This window comes from Pseudomonas lini (genome assembly GCF_964063345.1).
In the GTDB taxonomy this organism is placed as follows: Bacteria; Pseudomonadota; Gammaproteobacteria; order Pseudomonadales; family Pseudomonadaceae; genus Aquipseudomonas; species Aquipseudomonas lini_B.
In genome coordinates, this window is the sequence record NZ_OZ061318.1 from 1,809,396 (window position 1) to 1,832,127 (window position 22,732).

General features: G+C 58.9%; 12 protein-coding genes. 5 read left to right on the plus strand and 7 right to left on the minus strand.

Annotated elements, in window-relative coordinates:
* Positions 1-5 precede the first annotated feature (5 nt).
* Positions 6-3,620, minus strand: a complete 3,615-nt coding sequence (locus AB3226_RS08170; protein ID WP_367372702.1) for a Tc toxin subunit A — start codon at positions 3,618-3,620, stop codon at positions 6-8.
* Between the two features lie 141 nt (positions 3,621-3,761).
* On the minus strand, positions 3,762-6,440 hold the full coding sequence (locus AB3226_RS08175; RefSeq protein WP_367372703.1) for a hypothetical protein: 2,679 nt from the start codon (positions 6,438-6,440) through the stop codon (positions 3,762-3,764).
* Between the two features lie 522 nt (positions 6,441-6,962).
* Between AB3226_RS08175 and AB3226_RS08180 the strand changes: the two genes are divergently transcribed.
* Positions 6,963-7,337, plus strand: a complete 375-nt coding sequence (locus tag AB3226_RS08180) for a DUF6124 family protein (RefSeq protein WP_367372704.1) — start codon at positions 6,963-6,965, stop codon at positions 7,335-7,337.
* Positions 7,338-7,484: 147 nt separating this feature from the next.
* On the opposite strand, the gene AB3226_RS08185 is transcribed toward AB3226_RS08180, so the two are convergent.
* Entirely contained in the window at positions 7,485-7,844 is a 360-nt protein-coding gene (locus AB3226_RS08185; RefSeq protein WP_367372705.1) for a PilZ domain-containing protein, read from the minus strand.
* Between the two features lie 232 nt (positions 7,845-8,076).
* The gene (locus AB3226_RS08190) at positions 8,077-8,451 is read right to left on the minus strand and encodes a tol-pal system YbgF family protein (RefSeq protein ID WP_367372706.1); all 375 of its coding nucleotides are present in this window, start codon (positions 8,449-8,451) and stop codon (positions 8,077-8,079) included.
* Between the two features lie 181 nt (positions 8,452-8,632).
* Here AB3226_RS08190 and pyk point away from each other — a divergent pair, with 181 nt between their 5' ends.
* A complete protein-coding gene (pyk, locus tag AB3226_RS08195) occupies positions 8,633-10,084 on the plus strand; it encodes a pyruvate kinase (protein WP_367372707.1) in 1,452 nt (483 codons plus the stop codon).
* 204 nt (positions 10,085-10,288) lie between these two features.
* Here pyk and AB3226_RS08200 read toward each other — a convergent pair whose 3' ends face one another.
* From AB3226_RS08200 to AB3226_RS08210, 3 genes are all read right to left on the minus strand, one after another.
* A complete protein-coding gene (locus AB3226_RS08200; RefSeq protein ID WP_367372708.1) occupies positions 10,289-11,038 on the minus strand; it encodes an enoyl-CoA hydratase-related protein in 750 nt (249 codons plus the stop codon).
* A 145-nt stretch (positions 11,039-11,183) separates the two neighbouring features.
* Entirely contained in the window at positions 11,184-12,119 is a 936-nt protein-coding gene (locus AB3226_RS08205) for an iron-sulfur-binding ferredoxin reductase (protein ID WP_367372709.1), read from the minus strand.
* Positions 12,112-13,218: a diguanylate cyclase domain-containing protein gene (locus AB3226_RS08210; protein WP_367372710.1), complete on the minus strand. Its 1,107-nt coding sequence runs from the start codon at positions 13,216-13,218 to the stop codon at positions 12,112-12,114. Before AB3226_RS08210 ends, AB3226_RS08205 begins: the two co-directional genes overlap by 8 nt.
* Positions 13,219-13,694: 476 nt before the next feature.
* Here AB3226_RS08210 and AB3226_RS08215 point away from each other — a divergent pair, with 476 nt between their 5' ends.
* From AB3226_RS08215 to AB3226_RS08225, 3 genes are all read left to right on the plus strand, one after another.
* Positions 13,695-15,218 carry a fumarate hydratase gene (locus tag AB3226_RS08215; RefSeq protein WP_123719314.1) on the plus strand — a complete coding sequence of 508 codons (1,524 nt, stop codon included), beginning with the start codon at positions 13,695-13,697 and terminating at the stop codon, positions 15,216-15,218.
* A 216-nt stretch (positions 15,219-15,434) separates the two neighbouring features.
* The gene (locus AB3226_RS08220) at positions 15,435-19,946 is read left to right on the plus strand and encodes a SpvB/TcaC N-terminal domain-containing protein (protein WP_367372711.1); all 4,512 of its coding nucleotides are present in this window, start codon (positions 15,435-15,437) and stop codon (positions 19,944-19,946) included.
* Positions 19,946-22,666 carry an RHS repeat-associated core domain-containing protein gene (locus tag AB3226_RS08225; RefSeq protein WP_367372712.1) on the plus strand — a complete coding sequence of 907 codons (2,721 nt, stop codon included), beginning with the start codon at positions 19,946-19,948 and terminating at the stop codon, positions 22,664-22,666. The genes AB3226_RS08220 and AB3226_RS08225 overlap by 1 nt, the downstream gene beginning before the upstream one ends.
* Positions 22,667-22,732: the final 66 nt, after the last annotated feature.

Genomic DNA, 22,732 nt, shown 5'->3' on the forward strand with positions numbered 1-22,732 from the left:
AGCGTTCATTGGCCTGCCTCCTCGCCGTCGAACGTAACGGGTTCGAAATGAGCCATGGATTCTCCTTCTTCGCTCAGAACACTGATCTCAAACGTGCCGCCGGTAGGGCTGGAGGCAATCACTCGCGTCACGCCCTCCTGGTTGGTGTAGGTCTGCTCCGGCCGGATAACCAGCACAGGCAGTTTGGTATTGCCCACAACCTCGTAGCCCCATCGCACAAGGCTGTTTTTCCCGAGGTTTAGATACCGGTCCATCAGCGTGGCGTAGAGTTCGACTTCCTGACCCCGGGCCACGGTGCCCAACGGCACCGGCGACATGAGTGGAGGCGGAAACTGCAGTGACTGCGCGTCAGCGATAACATTGATGGTGGGGGCGTACTGCGGCGTGAACAGATCCAGCCAGAACTGCGGGGTGTCCGTGCCCATGACCTTGCCGGGCAAAAACTCTGCCCTGACCACGCCTTGGGTATCCGTTTCCAGGGTGGCGATGTTGCCCAGCCTGGCAAGCCAGTAAACCTTGACGCCGCTCAATGGCGTTGCGTCGATATCCTTGAGGGTCACGGTGAAGGTGATTTTCTCGTCGGGGTTGTTGGCCACCACCTCGGTCTTGTCCGGTACACAGGCCAAGGTAACAAGCTGCTGCAGATCCTCGGTGAACGCCACCTGAGGCACAGGGGATCCAGACAGGCTCAGCAGCGCATGCTCGGCAGCCTCCTTATACTTCGGTTTGTCTACTGACTCGGGCAAGTTGCCGATCAAAAAAATCGTCACGGCGTCCATGCCGGTATGCGTCGCCATGACCCGAATGCGCATCAACAGATCCAGTTGGGTCAGGCTTTTCAGGATGTGGTGTGTCGAGTCGAAGCGACTGACACATTCGCGCACTTCTTGAACACTCCAGTCGAAAAACTCCGCCAGGCGAATCGCAGCCGCTTGCTGGGCCAGGCGCTCAGCATCAACGCTCAGGTTGTCAGGCAACGCATTGACCTCACGCAGATAATCGAGCAGTTTCTGCGCGGGCTTCTCGCTCAACTCAAATGCCCGGGTGAGCACCGTCAGGTAGTAAAGCGTCCTCACCGTGAACGCATGTTTGTCATCCTGATTCAGCCAGGCCTTGTGACCGTAAGCCAGGTAGTCCTGCAATAGCTGGGCGCCGAGATCCAGTTTCACCACCACCGCACTGCGACGGCGTACATCGGCCAACAGTACGAGCAGGGGGTCAGGCTGCTCGTAGCGTCCCCGCAGAGAATTTTCTCGATCCGACAGGGTGCGTTCGAACACCTGGCGCAACAATTGGTGCACCGTCGCATTGACCCAGGCCAGCACTTGAAATGCTTGCTCGGCGTTGACGCCCGCATAAACCGCCAGCGATTCCTTGACCACCGACGCCTGAGCCTCCTGGGCCTGCAAAAGCACGGCGAGCATTTTCTCGACAATGGCAGCGCGTGTGACTTCATCGCTATCACCGAGGCCATCCTTCACCGCCCCGTCGAGCGCCTGCCGGGCAAAGGCCAGGTACTCGGCTTGCGTACCCGCATGCGCCAGAACCAGCCCGTCAGCATCGACCAGCATCGTCAGCAGATCCAGCCAGCTGGCGCCAGCCAGCGGTGGCACACCCGCCATCAACAACGCCGAGAGGGTGAACTGCGCGCCAGGCAACAAGCTGCGCACTTTTTCAAACAACTGGCGCTCATCATCGGAGTCGGTGGTCAACGCCTGGGGCTGCGAGATGTGCTGCAACATCCAGAGCACTGCAAACTTGCGGTCTGCGCACCACCCCACACAGGAATGCAGGGCGTAAATGAGGTTCAGCACATCGGGCGTGTCGACTTGGGTCGAATGGATCCGGGGAGTACCCGCCAAGCCGTAGAGCCAGTCCTCCCCACCCAATAACGTCAGCATCAGGACGCCTTCGACCGGCGTCATGCCCAACAGACGGGGCAGCTTCACCAGGCGGTAGAAACTGGAAACGACTGCGGGGGTGCGCGTGAGTTTGTTGTCGGTGACGCCATGCGCACCGGCAATCGCCATGGCCAGGTATCGGTAGGTCTGCAGGTCGATCCCCAACGCGCTGCACAACTGGGTGATCGTTAATTCGGAATCGCCCTGGACGGGCAACACCGAAAACTCACCGTCATCGAGCAACATGGGTTGGCGGTAATCGCCCTGGCCATTGAAGACTTGATCAAACTGCGAGAACGCTTCACCGCGACCGTAAATCGACAACTCATCGATAAACGCGGCAAAGTCTGGCGCCGTACACCCGTAGCGCTCGCGTAACGACTGAAACAGACCCAACGCATGCACGACTTTTTCCGTGATCCACCAGGCATTGTCTGACTCGCTATTGCGTGATTCAGCCCTGATGGCCGCCACCAGCAGCGCATCCACCTGATCGCTGGGCAGCCCCAGCCACTGATCCAGACGCAACTTGCGGTTCATTCGGTCGTATCGGTCAAGACCCACGTCGCTGGTGGGATCCGCTGATAATTTATGCAGGAATGAAGGGCCGGATGCGCTACCCGTAATGCTGACCGCTGGGTGGCTATTGGCATTGAGATAAACCGAACCGGAGCACCAGCTTTCCGGCTCAACAGGTTTGTTTTGCGGGTACGTCACGTTGGCAGAGCGCACGGGTGCGAAACCTCGTATCGACAGCAATGCCTCCAGCCCCGGGGTGTCGAGTTTGGTTCGCTCACCAAAGAATGGCACCTGGTTAAGGTTCTGCCACGCCACGTCCTTGGCACCGAAGTTTCGTAAATAAAAAGCGTCGCGACTTTCGAAGTCTGGGGGCTCCTCCGTCAGCAACCGCCGCTGATAAGGCCCCAGCCGTGAGGCGTGGGCCAAGGTACGCCCCGCGTCCGCATCCCAAGCCTGGCGTTGCAAAAAATAAGGGAAAGAGATGTCCACCAGGTGCGCAAAATTGCCGACCGAAAGCCCATGGTGATGGGCGACCGCATCCAGGGTTACCCAGTGCTGGTAATAAGGCAGCCCATTGGGATACCGCGCCTCGATCATCGCGTCTTCAACATCCAGTCTGGCGTCGTGCTTGGCGATGAGGGTTTCCAACACCGGGACGATGATGTCGACCGCAGACATCGATCGATACACCGCATTGAAATCGACCGACAGCGGTTTCAGGTCCTTGCGTCGGTCATGCAGCGGCAGCTTTTGATTACTGCTCGAAACGGACTCGATACGCTGCTCGATCCACCTCAACAGCTCGATCAGATACGCCACTGGCGAAGCGAGAGACTCCAGAGCCTGCGGCGGGCAAAAACTGTCGAACTCAGGCCTGAACAGCGTTTCGAAACTGGGTCCCGAAATCATCGACAACAAACCACTGGTCGCCCCTGCCTCATCTGTTTCACGACTGCGCAAGCTATGTTCGATGAATTGGCGGCGCACATAAATGGCCATGCTGTTGGCCCGCCGCAAAAACCGGCGGGCGTCCTCGGAGCTCACGTTAAAGTCCCTCACCAGCCCCTGCACCCCTTTTTCCACCAGAGGAAAAATCGATCCACCCTCTTCGAGGTAGGTGTAGAGATCGGCGTACTGGGTTCGTTGATCTTTACTAAAGACCTGGTTCAGCAGTTGCAAGGCGGGGCGAGAGTCAGCCATGGTCGGAGTCCTTGGATCGATAACGGCCCTGACAAGCCTGTCAGGCCGTGCAATTGACAGAAGAGATTTGGCGCCTGAAGCCGATCACCGTCTACTGTCATAAATGACAGTAGACGGTGACCGTTCATCGGAGAAACGCTATCAACCTTTCGTGGGTGACACAGACCCGACTTCGAAGCGTTCGCTGTCCACCCAGTCGGAAACCGTCGCGCCCTCTTCACTGTCAGTGAGGGTTTGCCTGAACCGGCACCAATTGCCACCGTCGGGTAACGGCTGCGCCGCACTGCCCTGCCAGCCACTGCTGCTGACGGGAACATCGGACGACCATTTTTGATCAGGGTTGAACCAGCTCGTGACCTGCCCGACTCCCGGTTTACCCTGACCTTCGAAGCGAACCGGATCACTGACCCAACGTCCCGCCGCCGGTACATCGATGGAGGGCAGAAAAGCACCCAGCATGACCGATCGTACAGGGGAGTCGGCCGATTCGAAGCCATCGCACGACGCCACAGCCACCAGGTCGCAGCGGCCACCAGGCTGACCGAGCATCAGCGTCACCGACCACGTGCGATCCTCCAGCACCGGACTGCGTCCCAGCGCCGTTGACGCAGCGCCAACCAGCTTCACCGTCACGGTATCCCTCGGCACGCCGAAACCGGATATCACCACCCGCCGACCAATAGGTTCGTCCAGCGCCGGCGTTTCGATAAACGGCGCAGCCGGCACCACGTTGTAGCTCAACGGCGAGCTGTCTTTCGATTTCTGTCCATCAAAGGTTTGCCTGGCCCAGATGATTTTGGCCCCCACCGGCAAGGTCACCTCAGCCTTCCAGCGGCCGTACTCGTCCACGGGAACACCGCTCAGCAAAGGTTCAGAATTGCCCTCCAGCCAGACTTCGACAAATCCGTCGGGCATGCCCTCCCCCTCAAGCGTCGCGGTTCGTGGCAGATCGCCGTTTTCCGTTGGCTGCGTAAAGACCGGTGGCAGCAGCACAACCTCGAAATCGAGCATGTCGCTTCGCTCGGATTCACGCTCATTGCATGTCTGTTGTGCATCGATGGTGTACGGGCGAAAGTCCAGATCAGTGAGTTCGATTAACCATTCACCGTTGTCGATCAGCGTTTTGGGAGAGCCCAAATCTCTGCCGGATTGAGCGTCGCGCAGTTGCATCGTGGCACCGGCCATGCCGTCCTGCCCCTCGACAGTCATGTCGCGACCAACCTCCGAGTCGGGCGCGGGTTTCGTGATCACCGGTTTGAGCATCGGCGTGTAAACCGTGAAGGTTACGGACGCAGGGGGTGACGTTTGCTCCGCAGCAATCTGGGTGACGGTGACGGTGTGAGGTACATCCGGGGCAAACAGAGTCCCGCGCTGAAAGGTCCAGCTTGTGCCGGTAACGGTGGCAGGATGCTTTGTGGGGGCGTCGCTGAACGTGAGTTCCACCACAGCATCCGACCAGCAGGTGCCGGAGATTTTTGGGGAGAGGCCGTCCTCTTCCACCTTGCCAATGACAGGTGCCAACGGTGGGATGGTGACGATGAGGGGAACCCAGTTCGGCGACATCTGACCATCAAGAAATTGCCTGATATGAACATCCCGCTCGAATGTCGGGCCCCACTCCTGGGATGCCCGGCTCGACCATAGGCCGTTGGACACGGAAGCGTTGGGGGCGGGGAAGGTGCTGCCACCGGGATCAGCGATCTTCACCGTAGCGCCGTTGTAGCCTTTGCCGGAGAAAGTCGGCCGGTATTCCGTTGTGAACTTTATGTCACTCGGATCCGGCAGGACCCGGTTGACGGGAAAGGTGTAAGGCTGCGACTCAATCCAGCCATTGGCATTGTCCGAGATTTTCTGAATCACACTCAGAATGTACGAGCCAAACGGCCAGTTGGTCACGGTCGTTTCCCACCTGCCAGCGACTACCTGAACTGTTGGTGGCGTTGTTCCATTCGGTGGCCCGCTGACGATAGTGATCTCGACCGTTGCGCCGGTGTGGCCGGTGCCTGAGAACTTGAGCGAGGTTACGGTTGGGTGTGAAATGGTGAGGGCGGTCAGTGCTGGGGGACGGACTTTGAACGACCGGGCTGTGCTGACGTCGGAAGGCACCCCACTGACAATTTGTCGCGCGACAATCGAAAACGGACCGGGGGGCATATCCCTGATGAACCTTGTGACACTCCACTGCCCCTGCGGCCCTGCCGTGCCCTCCCCGATCTTGTACGAATGTTCAAGGTCCTTAAGTACCTCGACAATGGCATTTGCAACAGCGCCTGTTCCGGAAATTGGCCCTCTTACATTGGTAACTTCGCCCTGAACAGGGATAAGAATATTGGGTGTAGTGACCTTGATAAATGTGCATTGATCAGACGTGAAAGGAGCACCAATGTGCCCCACCTGAAGCGTAAAACTGGCAGGAAATTTGCCTATGTCGACTCTGTAGTTCCACGTGCCATTGGCAGGAACAAAATCGGAGCTACCAATGAGTCCACTCGGCCCATATACCTGGACTCTATAGCCCGGCGTAGCGCCTGTGCCCCCAATGGTGATCCATTGGCTGTTTCCAACAGTGCTATCCGGATAGTCAATGTAAGGACCGTTAACAGCTGAATCGACCGAGATTGTGAGCCGTTTGGACATGTTCGATTCGAGTCCAGCACAAAGGACATACGCTCCATTGGGAAGGTAAATGGGCACCTGCCATAGGCCGTCAGGTGTAACCGACCCGCCTAATTTCACGAGGTTTTCACCGGGTAAAACCTTATAGACGTCGACCCAGAGAGAGCCATCCCGCCCCTTGACTGAAAAATAGTTGTAATTCATGACCTGCCCCTCAGTGGGGGACGTTATGACCACCTGAGGGTTAGGAAAAAGTGGTTGTTCATCAGTCATGATCTTGATCTCTGGAGGGCGTTCACGGTCAGACAACTTCTACACTTCGGGGCTTTTGTGGAACACCTGTAAAATTTGACAGTTCCGACAAACGGAACCCTCCGTTTTGACGCGGTTACGTTTGCTCCTTCAGCCCTCGGTCCATTGACTACACCTCCTTGCGCAACGGACTACACATCCGCCAGAATCCGCCGGCTTGTGCACCTTGGCCCTGCCCCGTAACTTGATCTGCGTCGCTGCCAATCAGCGATCGGGTTTAGTCGCTCGGTTTTTGTACGATGTGTATAAGCGTCATCCAGTCGGGTTTTCCCTATCCCCCGCACTTGATGGTGGCTGTTCGCAGGGCGCTCTCGGGCGCGCCGGTTCTCGTACTCACCGGTCGACTAACCTGCTTACAGCCGCCACCCCTCGTTTAGTCGCAAGGTCGTGGCAGCCCCAATCGAGTACGAAAATATGTTCAAACCAACACCCAATCCACCCCCCGAAACCGACCCGGTTTCCCCCTACGCCTTCCTCGATTCAAGAAAGCTCCACGCCGCCGCCAACAAGGCGCTCGACCATTACCTCAAACCCGATATCGAATCGCTGCGCTCATCCCAGGACCGTGCCATGAAAATGTTCACCGTCGTACCTGATGCAAACCCCGAAGCCCTCATCATCCAGACCTATGAAACCTTTTCGTCGGTCAGCATTCTGCTGCTCGACCTGGCAGAAAGCCTGGACGACACACAGCGGCATCTGGCGATGGCGATTTATCAGATGAGTGAGATGGGGTTGATGCTGGCGGAGCGGTCGCTGGATATCGAGCGGGCGATCAAAGTGACCTGAGCGTTAGATTTCCAGTGACTGCACTGACGCCATCGCGGGCAAGCCCGCTCCCACAGTGGTTCATGTTGTTCACAAAATTTGTGATCACCGAAGATCCCTGTGGGAGCGGGCTTGCCCGCGATGGCGGTAGTGAAAGCACCGTTAACTTCAGGCCGAAGCAGGTAACGGCTGAAAACTGAAGTACTGCTTCAGCGCCTCGACCAATTGCGCATACTCCGGCGGTGCCCGTTGCAGGCTGAACCCGGCGTCATAGTGGTGGGGGGTTGCGTCCTCCTGGCACCACAGGCAACAGGCACTGAGGTCGATCACCTGCTGACAATGGCCCTCCATGGGGATTTTCAGGCGCAGATTAAAATCGGCGCCCACCATCATCGGCAGCTGGCTGATCAGCATCAGCCCATCCTCGGACAGATTGCCCAGAAAGCCAATGGGTTTGTCGGTGACGCTGTTGAACACTTTGAGAAAATACGGCAGTTGATGCCGCTCGATCCGGCGGTCAATGTACATGCTGATTTCACTACGCAAGGCCCTTAAGCAGGGCCGCACTAATGCTTCGGAACGGGCCTGCTCTATTGTTTTATAGGCATAAGCCACGCTCTCACCGATCCTGGTGCGACAGTCCATCCATCCGCTGTCGCTTACTGCTGCCGATCACAGGTGTTACCTCGAATTAGAAACAAGGCTCTAAATCGATTTATTCGACTATAGCTCACCGCCGCCGGTCAGCCAGCCGCTTCAATCAGAACCGCGTCGGGCGCACGACCGCCGCGCTGCGGGTTGGGTAATGCCCCAGGCTCTGCAAGGTTTCCAGGCGGGCACGGGCGCGGTAGGCGTACTCGCTTTGCGGGTAGGACGCGATGATGAACTCGTAAGTCTGCGCCGCATCGATAAACAGCTTTTGTCGTTCCAGGCACTGGCCGCGCATCATCGACACTTCCGGCCACACATACGGCCGCGCGCGGCTGGCGCGTTCGACCTTGGACAGTTCGAGCATCACTTGCTCGCAGTTGCCGCGCTCATAGGCGCTGTAGGCGTTATTCAAATGATGGTTCATCGACCAACGGGTGCAGCCCACAACACTGAGGGCAAGGACGGCAATGAGCACGAATCGCATGGGGGATCTCCTGTCTTGAGTTCTGTATCGACCCATGGGCGGAAATCTTCAGGCTGGTTTGCTGCAAAGTTGTCGGGGTCAGCAATAACCAAGTTCTTCACAAAAAGTAGTGCAAACGAACAATGACTACACCCAAAGACCATAGTAGCCTCTGCTTGCGCTTGAACTCAGGAGTCTATGCATGTCCGTCCGTCGCACCAAAATCGTCGCTACCCTTGGCCCGGCCAGTAACTCGCCGGAAGTTCTCGAACAGCTGATTCTGGCTGGCCTGGACGTCGCCCGCCTGAACTTCTCCCACGGCACCCCCGACGAGCACAAGGCTCGCGCGAAGCTGGTGCGTGACCTAGCCGCCAAGCACGGCCGCTTCGTCGCCCTGCTGGGTGACCTGCAAGGCCCGAAAATCCGTATCGCCAAATTCGCCAACAAGAAGATCGAGCTGAAGATCGGTGATCAATTCACCTTCTCTACCAGCCATCCGTTGACCGAAGGCAACCAGCAAGTAGTCGGCATCGACTACCCGGACCTGGTGAAAGACTGCGGCGTGGGCGACGAGCTGCTGCTCGACGACGGCCGCGTGGTCATGCGCGTTGATACCGCCACCGCCACCGAACTGCATTGCACCGTGACCATCGGCGGCCCGCTGTCGGACCACAAAGGCATCAACCGTCGCGGTGGTGGCCTGACCGCACCGGCCCTGACCGAGAAAGACAAGGCCGACATCAAGCTCGCCGCCGAAATGGAAGTCGACTACCTCGCGGTGTCCTTCCCGCGTGATGCCGCCGACATGAACTACGCCCGTCAACTGCGCGACGAGGCCGGCGGCACTGCCTGGCTGGTGGCGAAGATCGAACGCGCCGAAGCCGTGGCCGACGACGAAACCCTCGACGGCCTGATCCAGGCGTCCGACGCGGTGATGGTGGCCCGTGGTGACCTGGGTGTGGAAATTGGCGACGCCGAGCTGGTGGGCATTCAGAAGAAAATCATTCTGCACGCACGCCGCCACAACAAAGCTGTGATCGTCGCGACCCAAATGATGGAGTCGATGATCCAGAACCCGATGCCGACCCGCGCCGAAGTGTCCGACGTAGCCAACGCCGTGCTCGACTACACCGACGCCGTGATGCTCTCGGCCGAAAGTGCCGCCGGTTTGTACCCGCTGGAAGCCGTACAGGCCATGGCGCGCATCTGCGTCGGCGCTGAAAAGCACCCGACCAGCAAGACCTCCAGCCACCGCATCGGCAAGGTCTTCGAAAGCTGCGACCAGAGCATCGCACTGGCAGCCATGTACACCGCCAACCACTTCCCGGGTGTGAAGGCGATCATCGCGTTGACCGAAAGTGGCTACACGCCGTTGATCATGTCGCGCATTCGTTCCTCGGTGCCGATCTACGCGTTCTCCCCGCACCGCGAAACCCAGGCCCGCGCGGCCATGTTCCGTGGCGTCTACACCGTGCCGTTCGACCCGGCGTCCTTGCCGCCTGAGCAAGTCAGCCAGGCCGCGATCGACGAGTTGCTCAAACGCGGCGTTGTGGAGAAAGGCGACTGGGTCATCCTGACCAAGGGCGACAGCTACCACACCACTGGCGGCACCAACGGGATGAAAATCCTGCACGTTGGCGACCCGATGGTCTGAGTGATCGAGCGCTGAAAAAAAAGCCCCGCCATGTGAATGGCGGGGCTTTTTGCATTCTGATCCTGGAAAATTGTTGTCTTGCCCGGCCTCTTCGCGGGCAAGCCCGCGCCCACAAGATTTGTGTTGAAATTCGATTTGTGGACACCTGCAATCCCTGTGGGAGCGGGCTTGCCCGCGAAGAGGCCCGCCCAGACAACAAAAAACTCAATGCCGTTTGATAAATGCCGAAAACGCCATCATCGCTTCCGGCGATCGCAACCGCTGGGTGAACAATGCCCCCTCTTCTTCTATTACCTTGCGCAACTGTTCCCGACCCGGCGCTTTCATCAATTGCTTGCTGATGCGCACCGCCTCCGCTGGCAGCAATTCAAATCGCAACGCCATCTCCCGCGCTTTGGCCAACACCGCTTCGCCACTGCCCAAGGCTTCAGTCGCTATCCCCCACGCTGCCGCCTGCGCACCGCTGAATTCCTCGCCGAGCAGCAACAATTGCGCCGCTTTGGCATGCCCGAGCAAACGCGGCAGGATCAGGCTGGAACCGAACTCGGGGCATAACCCGAGATTGACGAACGGCATGCGCAACCGGGCGTCGGTGCTGACGTAAACCAGATCGCAATGCAGCAGCATCGTCGTGCCGATCCCCACCGCCGCACCGGCCACGGCGGCGATCACCGGTTTACGGCACTCCAGCAAATTGAGCATGAAGTGGAATACCGGGCTGTCGAGGTTGCTCGGGGGTTGCTGAAGGAAATCAAAGATGTCGTTGCCGGCGGTGAAACACTCAGCGCCACCGGTGATCAGCACCGCATTGATTTCGGGGTCGGTATCGGCTTGCTTCAGGGCCTCGGCCAGGTGGCTGTACATGGCGCGAGTCAGGGCGTTTTTCTTCTCGGGGCGATTGATGCGCAAGGTCAGCAGGCCGCGCTCGCGTTCAAATCGGATGGTGTCGGGCATGGCGTGTCCTGATCTGAGAGGATCAATTGTGGCGAGGGAGCTTGCTCCCGCTTGAGTGCGCAGCGCTCACAAACTTTTGGGGCCGCTGCGCAGCCCAGCGTCGGAACGCCGCCCGGAGCAAGCTCGTTCGCCACAAAATCAGCGCTCAACCACGGGGTAGAAACACGTCCGCCAGCAGTTGATTGCGCGGCAAACCGGCCAGGTACAGGCGCCGGGCAAAGGCGTCGACGCTGTCGGGGGCCCCGCAGACTAAGGCCAGGGTTTGCCGCGAAACAAGGCGCAGTTGTGCCAAAGCCGCGGGCAACTCGGCCGCGGTCCATAGCTCGATGTTAAGGTTTTCACGGCCGTCTGCCATGGCTTGCAGGGGTTTGGCCAGATAATGCTCACCCGCATCATGGGCCAGGTGAATGACACGGATGGCGCCCTGGTGATCCTGACGCAATGCTTCGCGCAAAATACCGAACAACGGCCCCAGACCGGTGCCGGCCGCCAATAACCACAGCGGTCGTGTGTGCCAGTCCGGATCGTAATGAAGTGCCCCGCCGCGCAACTCGCCGAGGCGAATCGGATCGCCGATTTTCAAGCAGCGCGCCGCATCACTGAATTCCCCCGGTTGGCGGCAATCGAGGTGAAACTCCAGAAAACGGTCTTCTTCCGGCAGACTGGCCAGGGAATACGGCCGCGCAATCTGTCCTGCCCACAACACCAGATGCTGCCCCGCCTGATAGCGCAATGCTCGTTCGCTGGTCAGGCGTAAACGCAAGACGCTGGGGCTCAGCCAATCGCTGGCGGCCACCTGCGCGGCAAGCCCATCACGCTGCGGGTCAAAGGTTTCGATTTGCAGATCGTCGACCACCTGGCACTGACAAGCCAGCCGCCAACCCTGCTGACGCTGCTCATGGCTCAAGGCATCGGGGCGGCTGTCACTGGGCAAGCCCTCGACGCATTTAACCAGGCACGCATGACAGCTACCGGCGCGGCAACTGTAAGGCACCGCTACGCCGTTCTGATTCAAGGCATCGAGCAGGTTGCTGCCCGCCGCCACCGTCCATTGACGTTCGCCGACCCGTAACTCAGGCATCGACATTCTCCCAGGCCGCCGCGCAACGGTTACGGCCGTCACGCTTGGCGCGATACAGCGCCTGATCGGCGCGGTGCAAGGCGTCATCCAGATCGTCGCCAAGCGTCAATAACGTCATGCCCGCCGACAGGCTGAGGTTGCCCACATTGAGGCCGATCATCTCCACATCCATAAAGGCAACGCGCAACCGTTCGCAGCAAGCGGTCAGACGTTCGGGGTCACAATCGGGCAACAGCACCACGAACTCTTCACCGCCATAGCGGGCCAGAATATCGCCATCGCGCAGGCAGGCAGTGGCCACCCCGGCGAACGCTTGCAGCACCTGATCGCCGGCGGCGTGGCCGTGAACATCGTTGATGCGTTTGAAGTGATCGAGGTCGATCAACGCCAGGCCGTGCACCACGTCGGCTTCCATCGCGTTCAACTCGCGGGAGGCCAGGCGCAGGAAATGCCGGCGGTTGAACAGCCCGGTGAGTTCGTCGGTCGCCACCAGGCCTTCGAGCTGACGCATCATTCCGCGCAGGGTGTCTTGATGCGCCTGCAAGGCAAACCGCCGCTGACGCATACGCTGGCGCGACATCTGGACGTAACGGGCGTAAAGCACCAGCCAGGCGAGCACCACAAACAGCACGCACACCTGCAACAGCGCCAGCGTCGGGTCGGGCAGCTGAAAGTGGTAGCCCTCCCACAACGTGAGCGCGCTGAAACTGAAAAACACCAGCAACGCGCAACGCGCGAAAGCCGTGCGCGAAAGATGAAACAATCCGAATAACAAAATCAGCAGGTAAAACACCAAAAACACGCCGCGCGCCTCGCCCAGATGGGCGATCAGCCAGGTTTGCCAACCCAGTCCCAGCAGTATTTGCACTTCGGTCAGGCTCGGATCGGAAAAACGCAGGTTGCGGCCGCTGGAAAACACCGCGAACAGCACCGCCTGGCTGAGCACTACCAAAGCGCTGCCGATCGCCATGCCGCTGACGGATTCCTGGTAGTGACCGGTGAAAAACGCCAGCCACAGCAGCAGTAAAGCCAGGGCGTAGGTGCCAGCTGCGAGGGCAAAGCGTTTGAGCAAAAGCCGCTGGATGGCGTTATGGGTCAATCGTTGATTCACCGTGGGAAAGGGGGCTGTCGGAGTGTCCTACTCTACAGGCCGGATGCCACTTTAGTGGCGTGTCTGATAAATGACCATTCAATTTTTAGGGGCAGAAAACTGGCGTCAAAGCCATGACCCGACTCCGGGATAATCCTGTGGCGAGGGAGCTTGCTCCCGCTGGGCTGCGAAGCGGCCCCCAGCATTTTCTTTCAGTTGAACTGCGATGAAATTACGACTGCTTCGCAGCCGAACGGGAGCAAGCTCCCTCGCCACAAAAGCACCCATGTTCATCTGTGGGCGGTATGCGACCAACGTTTGACTGTCAACGGATGTGCCCGCCATCGAGGCGCGGTATACTGCCGCGCCTTTTTAGCGTCGCGCCAGCATGCCCGGCGTGCCTTGAAAGGTGCTTGCAGCCGACCGATGCACCCAAACTGCAAGCACCTTATTGAATGTTCCCGTCTTTTAGAGGAGCGCGACTCATGACCGTGATCAAGCAAGACGACCTGATTCAGAGCGTTGCCGACGCCCTGCAATTCATTTCCTACTACCACCCCGTGGATTTCATCCAGGCTATGCACGAGGCCTACCTGCGTGAAGAATCGCCGGCAGCCCGCGATTCCATGGCGCAGATCCTGATCAACTCGCGCATGTGCGCCACCGGCCACCGCCCGATCTGCCAGGACACCGGTATCGTGACCGTGTTCGTGCGCGTGGGCATGGACGTTCGTTGGGATGGCGCCACCATGGGCCTGGACGACATGATCAACGAAGGCGTGCGCCGGGCTTATAACCTGCCGGAAAACGTCCTGCGTGCCTCGATCCTCGCCGATCCGGCGGGCGCTCGTAAAAACACCAAGGACAACACCCCGGCCGTTATTCACTACTCCATCGTTCCAGGTAACACCGTGGAAGTGGACGTGGCGGCCAAGGGCGGCGGCTCCGAGAACAAGTCGAAAATGGCCATGCTCAACCCGTCCGACTCGATCGTCGACTGGGTGCTCAAAACCGTTCCGACCATGGGCGCCGGCTGGTGCCCACCGGGCATGCTCGGCATCGGCATCGGCGGTACCGCCGAGAAAGCCGCCGTCATGGCCAAGGAAGTGTTGATGGAATCCATCGACATTCACGAGCTGAAGAAGCGCGGTCCGTCCAACCGTATCGAAGAGATGCGTCTGGAGCTGTTCGAGAAGGTCAACCAACTGGGCATCGGCGCCCAGGGCCTGGGTGGCCTGACCACCGTGCTCGACGTGAAGATCATGGATTACCCGACCCACGCCGCTTCGTTGCCGGTGTGCATGATCCCGAACTGCGCCGCCACCCGTCACGCGCACTTCGTGCTCGACGGTTCCGGCCCGGCCTCGCTGGAAGCGCCACCGCTGGACGCCTACCCGGAAATCGTTTGGGAAGCCGGCCCATCGGCCCGTCGCGTCAACCTCGATACCCTGACGCCGGAAGAAGTGCAGAGCTGGAAGCCGGGCGAAACCGTCCTGCTCAACGGCAAAATGCTCACCGGTCGCGACGCTGCGCACAAGCGCATGGTCGAGATGCTGAACAAGGGTGAAACCCTGCCGGTGGACCTCAAGGGTCGCTTCATCTACTACGTCGGCCCGGTCGATCCGGTCGGTGACGAAGTGGTCGGCCCTGCCGGTCCTACCACCGCGACGCGGATGGACAAGTTCACCCGTCAGATCCTCGAGCAAACCGGCCTGTTGGGCATGATCGGCAAATCCGAGCGCGGCCCGACCGCGATCGAAGCGATCAAGGACCACAAAGCCGTTTACCTGATGGCTGTCGGCGGCGCGGCTTACCTGGTGGCGCAAGCCATCAAGAAATCCCGCGTGGTAGCTTTCGCCGAACTGGGCATGGAAGCGATCTACGAGTTCGACGTCAAAGACATGCCTGTGACCGTTGCGGTCGACAGCAAGGGCGAGTCGGTACACATCACCGGTCCTGCGATCTGGCAGAAAAAGATCAGTGAAAGCCTGGCGGTGGAAGTGCAGTAAGCGCCTCCCCCGCTAACGAAAAGGCCGGGCGTCTCCCCAGACGACCCGGCCTTTTTTTGGATAATGATTTAGTCCTTCGATCTAAGCAGCCACTTCGACCAATCCATTCGTTCTAGAAAAAGCCGTCCTACCTGTCAGATCTGACAGGTTACGTTTCACCTCTATCTTGATAGCGTTAATCCACCCACGCCCACCGCGTGCGCACTGGATAAAACCATGGCCGATCAAGACCTCAGCATCACGACGCCGTCCATCGCGAAAAGCTCATCGATCGCCACGATCGGCAAGAGCTGGAGCTCCGTGGGTCCGACCGGCGAGGCGTCATTTTCGTTACCACTGCCCATTTCCAGCGGACGCGGCGCGGCCCCGCAATTGTCACTGACTTACAGCAGTCAGTCCGGCAATGGCCCGTTTGGCATTGGCTGGAATGTGGGAAACGGTCAAATCCGTCGCCGAACCAACAAAGGCGTGCCGCGCTATGGCGATGATGACGAAATCATCGGCCACGATGCGCAGATATGCACGCCCGAACGCAATGAAGACGGCACGATCAAGTCCCGTTCCGAGAGCAGCTTCAACGGAAAGGACATCGGTCCGCACTCGGTGGTGCGCTATACGCCAGAGGTCGAAAGCGTTTTCACCATCAGGGAACGCTGGCAGCCGGTCACCCAGGCGCCGGACAAGCAAAAGCCTGTTTTCTGGCTGGTGTATGGCCCCGATGGCTCATTGCATATGTACGGTAAAACAGCCGATTCGCGTATAGCGGATCCGGACGATCTGCTATGCGTGGGTATCTGGTTGCTGTGCGAAAGCATGACCGCCCACGGCGAGCATATTTGTTTCGATTACAAGGCCGACGATAAGGACCCCGACCCCATCCATAATTACAGCGCCCAGCGTTACTTACATCGGGTGCTGTATGGCAACTTCACGGCCAGCCAGGATTTGTACACCTGGACGATCGAAACCCCGGCCGATCTGGGCTGGCATTTTCATTTGCTGTTCGACTACGGTGAACGCACCGTTTCGCTGACCGAAAAGCCTGTCTATGACGGCGACACCCTGCAACCCTGGCTGACCCGTCCGGATGCTTTTTCGGTCTTCGGACATGGTTTTGAAGTAGGCACACGCCGGCTCTGTCAGCAGGTGTTGATGTTTCACTACTTTCCCGCCGAGTCAGCCACCCGTCCGGTATTGGTCCGGCGGCTGCTGCTCAAGTACAACGAGCACTCGACGCAATGGAGCTACAGCCAGATCACCTCCGCCCACTATCAGGCCTGGGATGCCAGCGGCACTGTGGAAAACACCCCGCCGGTGCAGTTTGAGCATTCACCTTTCAACATCAATAAAACGCCTGCGCGGTTGCTCGAAGCGGACAACATGCCGGGCATCGAGGATGGCGGTTTCTACCAGTGCGTCGATCTTTACGGCGAAGGATTGCCGGGTTTTCTCTGCCGCTATGACCAATGCTGGTACTACCGGGAACCGATGCGCGGCACATCGGGGCCTGATGACATCGGCTACAGTCCGTGGAAATCGCTGGATAACATTCCGGTCGCGAACCGCAATAAACCCGTGTTTCAAATATTGACCGATCTGACCGGTGATGGCCGTCTCGACTGGATCATGGCCCAACCGGGCTTGAGTGGTTTCCGGACGTTGAATGCAGATCGCACGTGGGCCGAATTCAAGACCTTCACCCTGTTCCCTATAGAGTTTTTCAGTGCGGACTCACAACTGGGTGACCTGGCTGGCGAGGGACTTCTTTCGTTGGCCGTGATCGGGCCACGTTCCGTGCGTTTTTACCGCAACAATCTTGAGGACGGTTTCCAGCAGGCCGAAGAGGTTCCCCGTACCCCCAAGGATGACTCGCTTCCCCTGTTCAGCAATACCACCAACGAACTGGTATTTCTGAGCAACCTGCTGGGCAGTGACATGACCGAGCTGTGTCGCATACGCCACGACGAAATCAAATGTTGGCCTAACCTCGGACACGGCAAGTTCGGTAAGGGACGGGTGCTCAGTGGTCCTGTATTTAAATACGACGAGTTCGATGCCGCACGGGTTCGAATCGCCGACCTCGACGGGTCCGGCGCACCGGCATTGATCTACCTGAAATCCGATGTGTTCGAGATTTACCTGAACCTTGGCGGCAAAGGCCTGGAGAAGGACCCGATCAGCGTGCCATGGCCTGAGGACGTGCGATACGACCGACTGTGCGAGGTCACGTTCGCCGACTTGCAAGGCCTGGGCTGTGCCAGCCTGATCCTGACGGTGCCGCACATGACGCCCCGTCACTGGCGCTACGATTTTGTGCCGGCCAAGCCCTACCTGATCACGTCGAGCAACAACAATATGGGCTGCAGCTCCCGCGTCGTCTATCGCAGTTCGGCGCAGCAATGGCTGGACGAAAAACAGGAACGGCTCCTTGCACAACCGTTGGAAGTCCCGGTGTGCTATTTACCGCTCACTGTGCAGGTTGTCAGTCGGCAACTGCAGCTGGACGAAATCACCGGCAATTGCCTGAGCCAAGGGTTCAAATACCGCGAGGGTTATTACGACCCACTCGCTCGTGAATACCGGGGCTTTGGCCATCTGGAGCAGACCGACAGCGAAAGCGCCTCGGGCGATGATGATATCGGCTTCACGGCGCAAATGCGGGTCCGTAGCTGGTTCATTATTGGTCAGTTCATGGACAGGTCACGGGAGGGTTATTTCGACAGGGATACCGAGGCCTTTGCGCTGGGTGGGACTTTGCTCAGCCTCTATCACGCCAACGACGAGTGCGATGTACCGGTCACGCCCGACGAAACCATCAAGTACGAAATCGCCCGGGGGATGTCCGGGACGCTCATGCGAGTCGAAACCTACAATGGCGAAGACGACCCGACCACGGCACAGCCTTACTCGGTCGAAGAGTATCGCTACCTGGTCCGCCAGGTGCGACCTAAAGGTGACTATCCCGATGCGATCATCCTGCCTCTACTGGTAGAGAAGATTAGCTACCAGTACGAACAATTTATCGACGACCCTTTGTGCCTACATGAAATCAATCTGTGCTGGAGCCAATACGGGCTGCCCACGCACTCAGTGACCGTCAGCTATGCGCGCCGCCAAACCGAATCGGACACGCCGCCCTTTACCGACCCCGACGAACAACAGTGGTGGCGGGATGCCCATGACGAGGCTCAGCAGTCCTTTTACCTGAGCGAAACCCGCGCCCGGTTCATCGATCTGGATGCCGATCCGCAGCATCGGCGATTGGGCTTGCCCTGGCAGCAGCGCGCCAATGCGCTGATCTTGCCCAAAGGGTCACTGCCTGATGGGCTTGATCCTGAGTGGATCTCGTTTGAGGAGCTGACCCGGCATCAGGATTCTGCGCAGTGGGATGCCCTGCGGGTGCTGACCCAACAGTCGGTGCAGCGTTATCTCAAGACTGCCGATCAATCGCTTCTGCCCGATGGCCAGGCCGAATTCGAAGCCCTGGCAGGCCCGCTGGAGGTGGCCCAACTGGACAAGACGGCGCTGGACGCTTACAGCATTCTGCCACCGCCCTTCGACATCCGGGCCGAATTGGCCAGCATCGGTTACACGCCCATGCCATTGCTGTTCGAAGCGCCGTCCCCGACAGGCGACTTGTGGTCCGCCCACTACGGTTTCGCGAAGTACGCCAGTCTCGATGGTTTCTACAAGGTCCACGAATACCACGAGACACCCAGCCACGGAGTGACCAAGGCCGAATACGATCCCTACTGTCTGGCGATCATCCGCGTCGAACTGCCGGACGGCTGCACCCCCCGGGTCGAATACGACTATCACGCGTTGCAGCCGGTGCGCATCATCGATGCCAATGACAATATTCAGGAAGCCATTTACGAACCGTCCGGGCAGCCCCTGGCGATCAGTTTTTACGGCACCGAAAATGGCAGTGCCGTTGGCTTCAAGCCGCTGAGCGATTTCGTGCGTCCGGTGGATCATCGTCCGGATCCGGCGATTGAAAACCCGGTGCAAGCCCTACAAAAAGCGGCCAGTACCTTGCGTAAGGACTTGTTCAGCTGGATGGGGCAACTGCCACTTGCCGTCAGCCCCGAACAGCTCGCCGAATGGGTCGCGAACGGTGATGTCCTGCCCAGCGGGCACATCTGCACAAGCGCCCGTCAGCGGTTGCAGCAACGCACCGACCTGACCGCGTCAGAACAAGCGTTGAGCGAGCTTATCGCGACCGTTCATCGCGTGCCGGTGCACAGCGTCATCCTCAGCGCCGACCGTTATCCCGATGATCCTGTACCGGCACAGATCCAGATCATCAAAGCCTGTGTGGACGGCTTCGGCCGGGCACTGCAAACCCAGCAGTTAGTCGAGCCCGGCATGGCCTACGCGGTGGACGCTGACGGCAAACTGATTATCGAGAATGGCCAGTTTCTCGAGGTGTTCGCCGACCCGCGCTGGCGTATCAGCGAACGGGTCGAATACAACAACAAAGGTTTGCCGGTACGACAGTTCCGGCCGTTTTTCGCCAACACCCAGCACTACGTCAATGACCATTCCCTGCATGAACTGGGCTACTTCGATCAACTGTTCTATGACGTGTCGGGCCGGCCGATCAAACTGATCAACGCCAAAGGGTATTTTTCGCGCGAGACCTATCATCCCTGGTATCACATCAGCGAGGACTTTAACGACACCGATGAGCCGCCACCGCCGACACAGCCTCGGACGTTGCACTGATGACTGCCAATGTCCATCGGCGCACGCCGTCACTCTCGGTGAGTGACGGTCGTGGCCTGCCGATCCGCCAGATCGCGTATCTGCGCACCGTCGCCGGTGAAACGGCTACCGCCCTGATGACTCGCCAGCAGTACGATGTGGCCGGACGCCTGGTGGCACAGCGGGATCCGCGCTTGTCCAGGCCCAACCTCACGACCCTCTATAGCCTGTCCGGCGAGCCGCTGAAAAGCGACAGCGTCGATGCCGGCTGGCGCCTGAGCCTGCCGGGGCTGGCCGGGGAAGCGCTGGCACGCTGGGACGCGCGCGGCAGCCATTGGCGCACCACCTACGACAATCAGTTGCGAGTGATTGCTCTCGAGGAGAATACCCAACCGAACGTCGAAATTTATACCTACGCCACGGTTTCGGCCGACGCCAGCCACAACCTGCGCGGCCAATTACTCGAACAAGTGGACCCATCGGGCTCTTTGCACCTGAACAGCTACGGCTTGCTCGGTCAGACGCTGCACGAAACCCGCACCTTTCACGATGCCAAGGCCTTTGCCAGCAGTCGCACCTATAATCCACAGGGCGCCGTGCTGGAACAGATCGACGCCGGTGAACACTGCCAGCAGTCGCGCTACGATCTCGCCGGGCAGCTGCGACACGTACAGTTGCAGCTCAAGGGGGACACGGACTGGCAGCCGGTTTTGCTGGATGCGCAGTACAACGCGGCCGGGCAGATCGTCGAGCAGAAGGCGGGCAACGACATCATCAGCACTTGGGTCTATGACCCGGCCAATGCCCGTCTGTATCGGCAATCGGCACAGCACAACCAGCAGTCGCCTCTTCAAGATTTCGAATACAAATACGATCCGATGGGCAATATCACCCGCATCCTCGACCATGCGTTCATCACCAGCCACTTCGGGAATCAGCGCGTCGATGGCCATCGTGAATTCAGCTACGACTCTCTTTACCAACTGATCACCGCGACCGGTTACGACGACGCCCCGCCGTCAGACCTTCCGGGCCGGCCGGTACCGACCGCCCCGGATGATCGACGCAACTACACCCAGACTTACACTTACGACCCCGGAGGCAACCTGATCGGGCTACGCCATGTGCGCGACGGTGCCAGCCATACCCGCGAGATGTTTATCGACCCTGACAGCAACCGTGGCGTGCGTTGGACTGAGGGTGATCCCACCCCGGATTTCGACAAGCTGTTCGACCGCCATGGCAACCTGATGGCACTGCAGTCCGGCCAGCCATTGCAATGGGACGCCCGTGATCAATTAACTTCGATGACGCTGCTGCATCGCGACAACGGTCCCGACGACGAAGAGTCCTACCGCTACAGCCAAGGCGTGCGGGTATACAAACGCCACGACACACACACCGCGACGACCAGCCATTTTCACGAGGTTCGCTATTTACCCGGGCTGGAAATCCGCACCAAGGACAACGGCGAAGAACTGCACGTCATCACCCTCGCGGCCGGCTTCGGCAGCATCCGCTGCCTGCACTGGGAGAAAGACCCGGCGAACATCGGCAAAACCCAGCTGCGCTATACCCTGGATGACCACTTGGGCTCGTGCCTGATGGAAATGGATCAGCAGGCACAACTGATCAGCCACGAAGGCTACTACCCGTTCGGCGCCACCGCATGGATGACAGCACGTTCGTCGGTGGAGGTCGATTACAAGACAGTGCGTTATTCGGGCAAGGAGATGGATGTCAGTGGGCTGTATTACTACGGACAGCGTTATTACGCACCGTGGCTGGGTCGATGGACGCAGCCGGATAAATCCGGAACCGTGGATGGATTGAATCTGTACCGGATGACCGGAAACAACCCGATCAACTTTGTTGATGAGCAAGGAGCCATAACGGAGCCCCCTCCTTTAACGCCTGCACAAACATCAATTGATATCTCATCCCCATCGCCTTCACGCAGAAGTTCCGTCGCAAGCAGTACATCGCAAGCCTCTAATTCACCTGCGTTGGTGGACAATCCTGAAGCAAACCCTCCCGGCCACTTGCCGCCCAAGCCTGAGCAGTCGTGGCGTGAATGGGGCAAGGAAATGGTTTTGGCGGCCGTCAACTCTAAAGTCGGGTTAGCCGTGCTTCCGACCGCAACCTCGTCTCCTGCTTCCCCAGTGATCGTTACGGTGCTGGCCACTAATGCAGCATTATTCATAGTAAACGCGACTCTATTTAACCCGGGGTGGTCTATCGCTAGCACTTGGCCTCAAGCAGAAGATGGTATAGCTCCATCCTATGAGGTAACCCAAGCTGTCAATCGCAATTATCAGTTAACCGTAGCTGCCGCAAACCTTGTCGCTGCGGCGGTCGGGGCTCCACTGGCCCTACTCGTCGGCGGCTATGTCGACGAGCTCAGAGGCACTAAGGTCAAAGCGGACAAAAAAGCCCAAGCGGGCAAGTGGATGGACAAAATCGACAGTCTGATCGCCGAGCAACGCCTGGTGGATGAGGTGTCAGTGAAGGCACAGACCTCGCTGCGTGAACAAGTGTTGGAAGTCGAGGAATTGATAGGCATCACCTGGCAAACAATGGGGATGCTCGAGAAAATTGACAATTTGAGACCAGGAAAAAACAGCGAAAGTAATGCATCGTCGCGTCGAGGATCCATTTCCTCTCAAAGTACCGGTGACAGAGCTTTTAGCAGAAGAGAGACAAGCCGCACTCCGGTGCGTAAGACCAACATTCTTCGCTGATGCCTCAAGGTCGCCAGAACATCTGACGCCTTTGTCTCTTCGGGCGGGCACCATGCTATGGTGCCC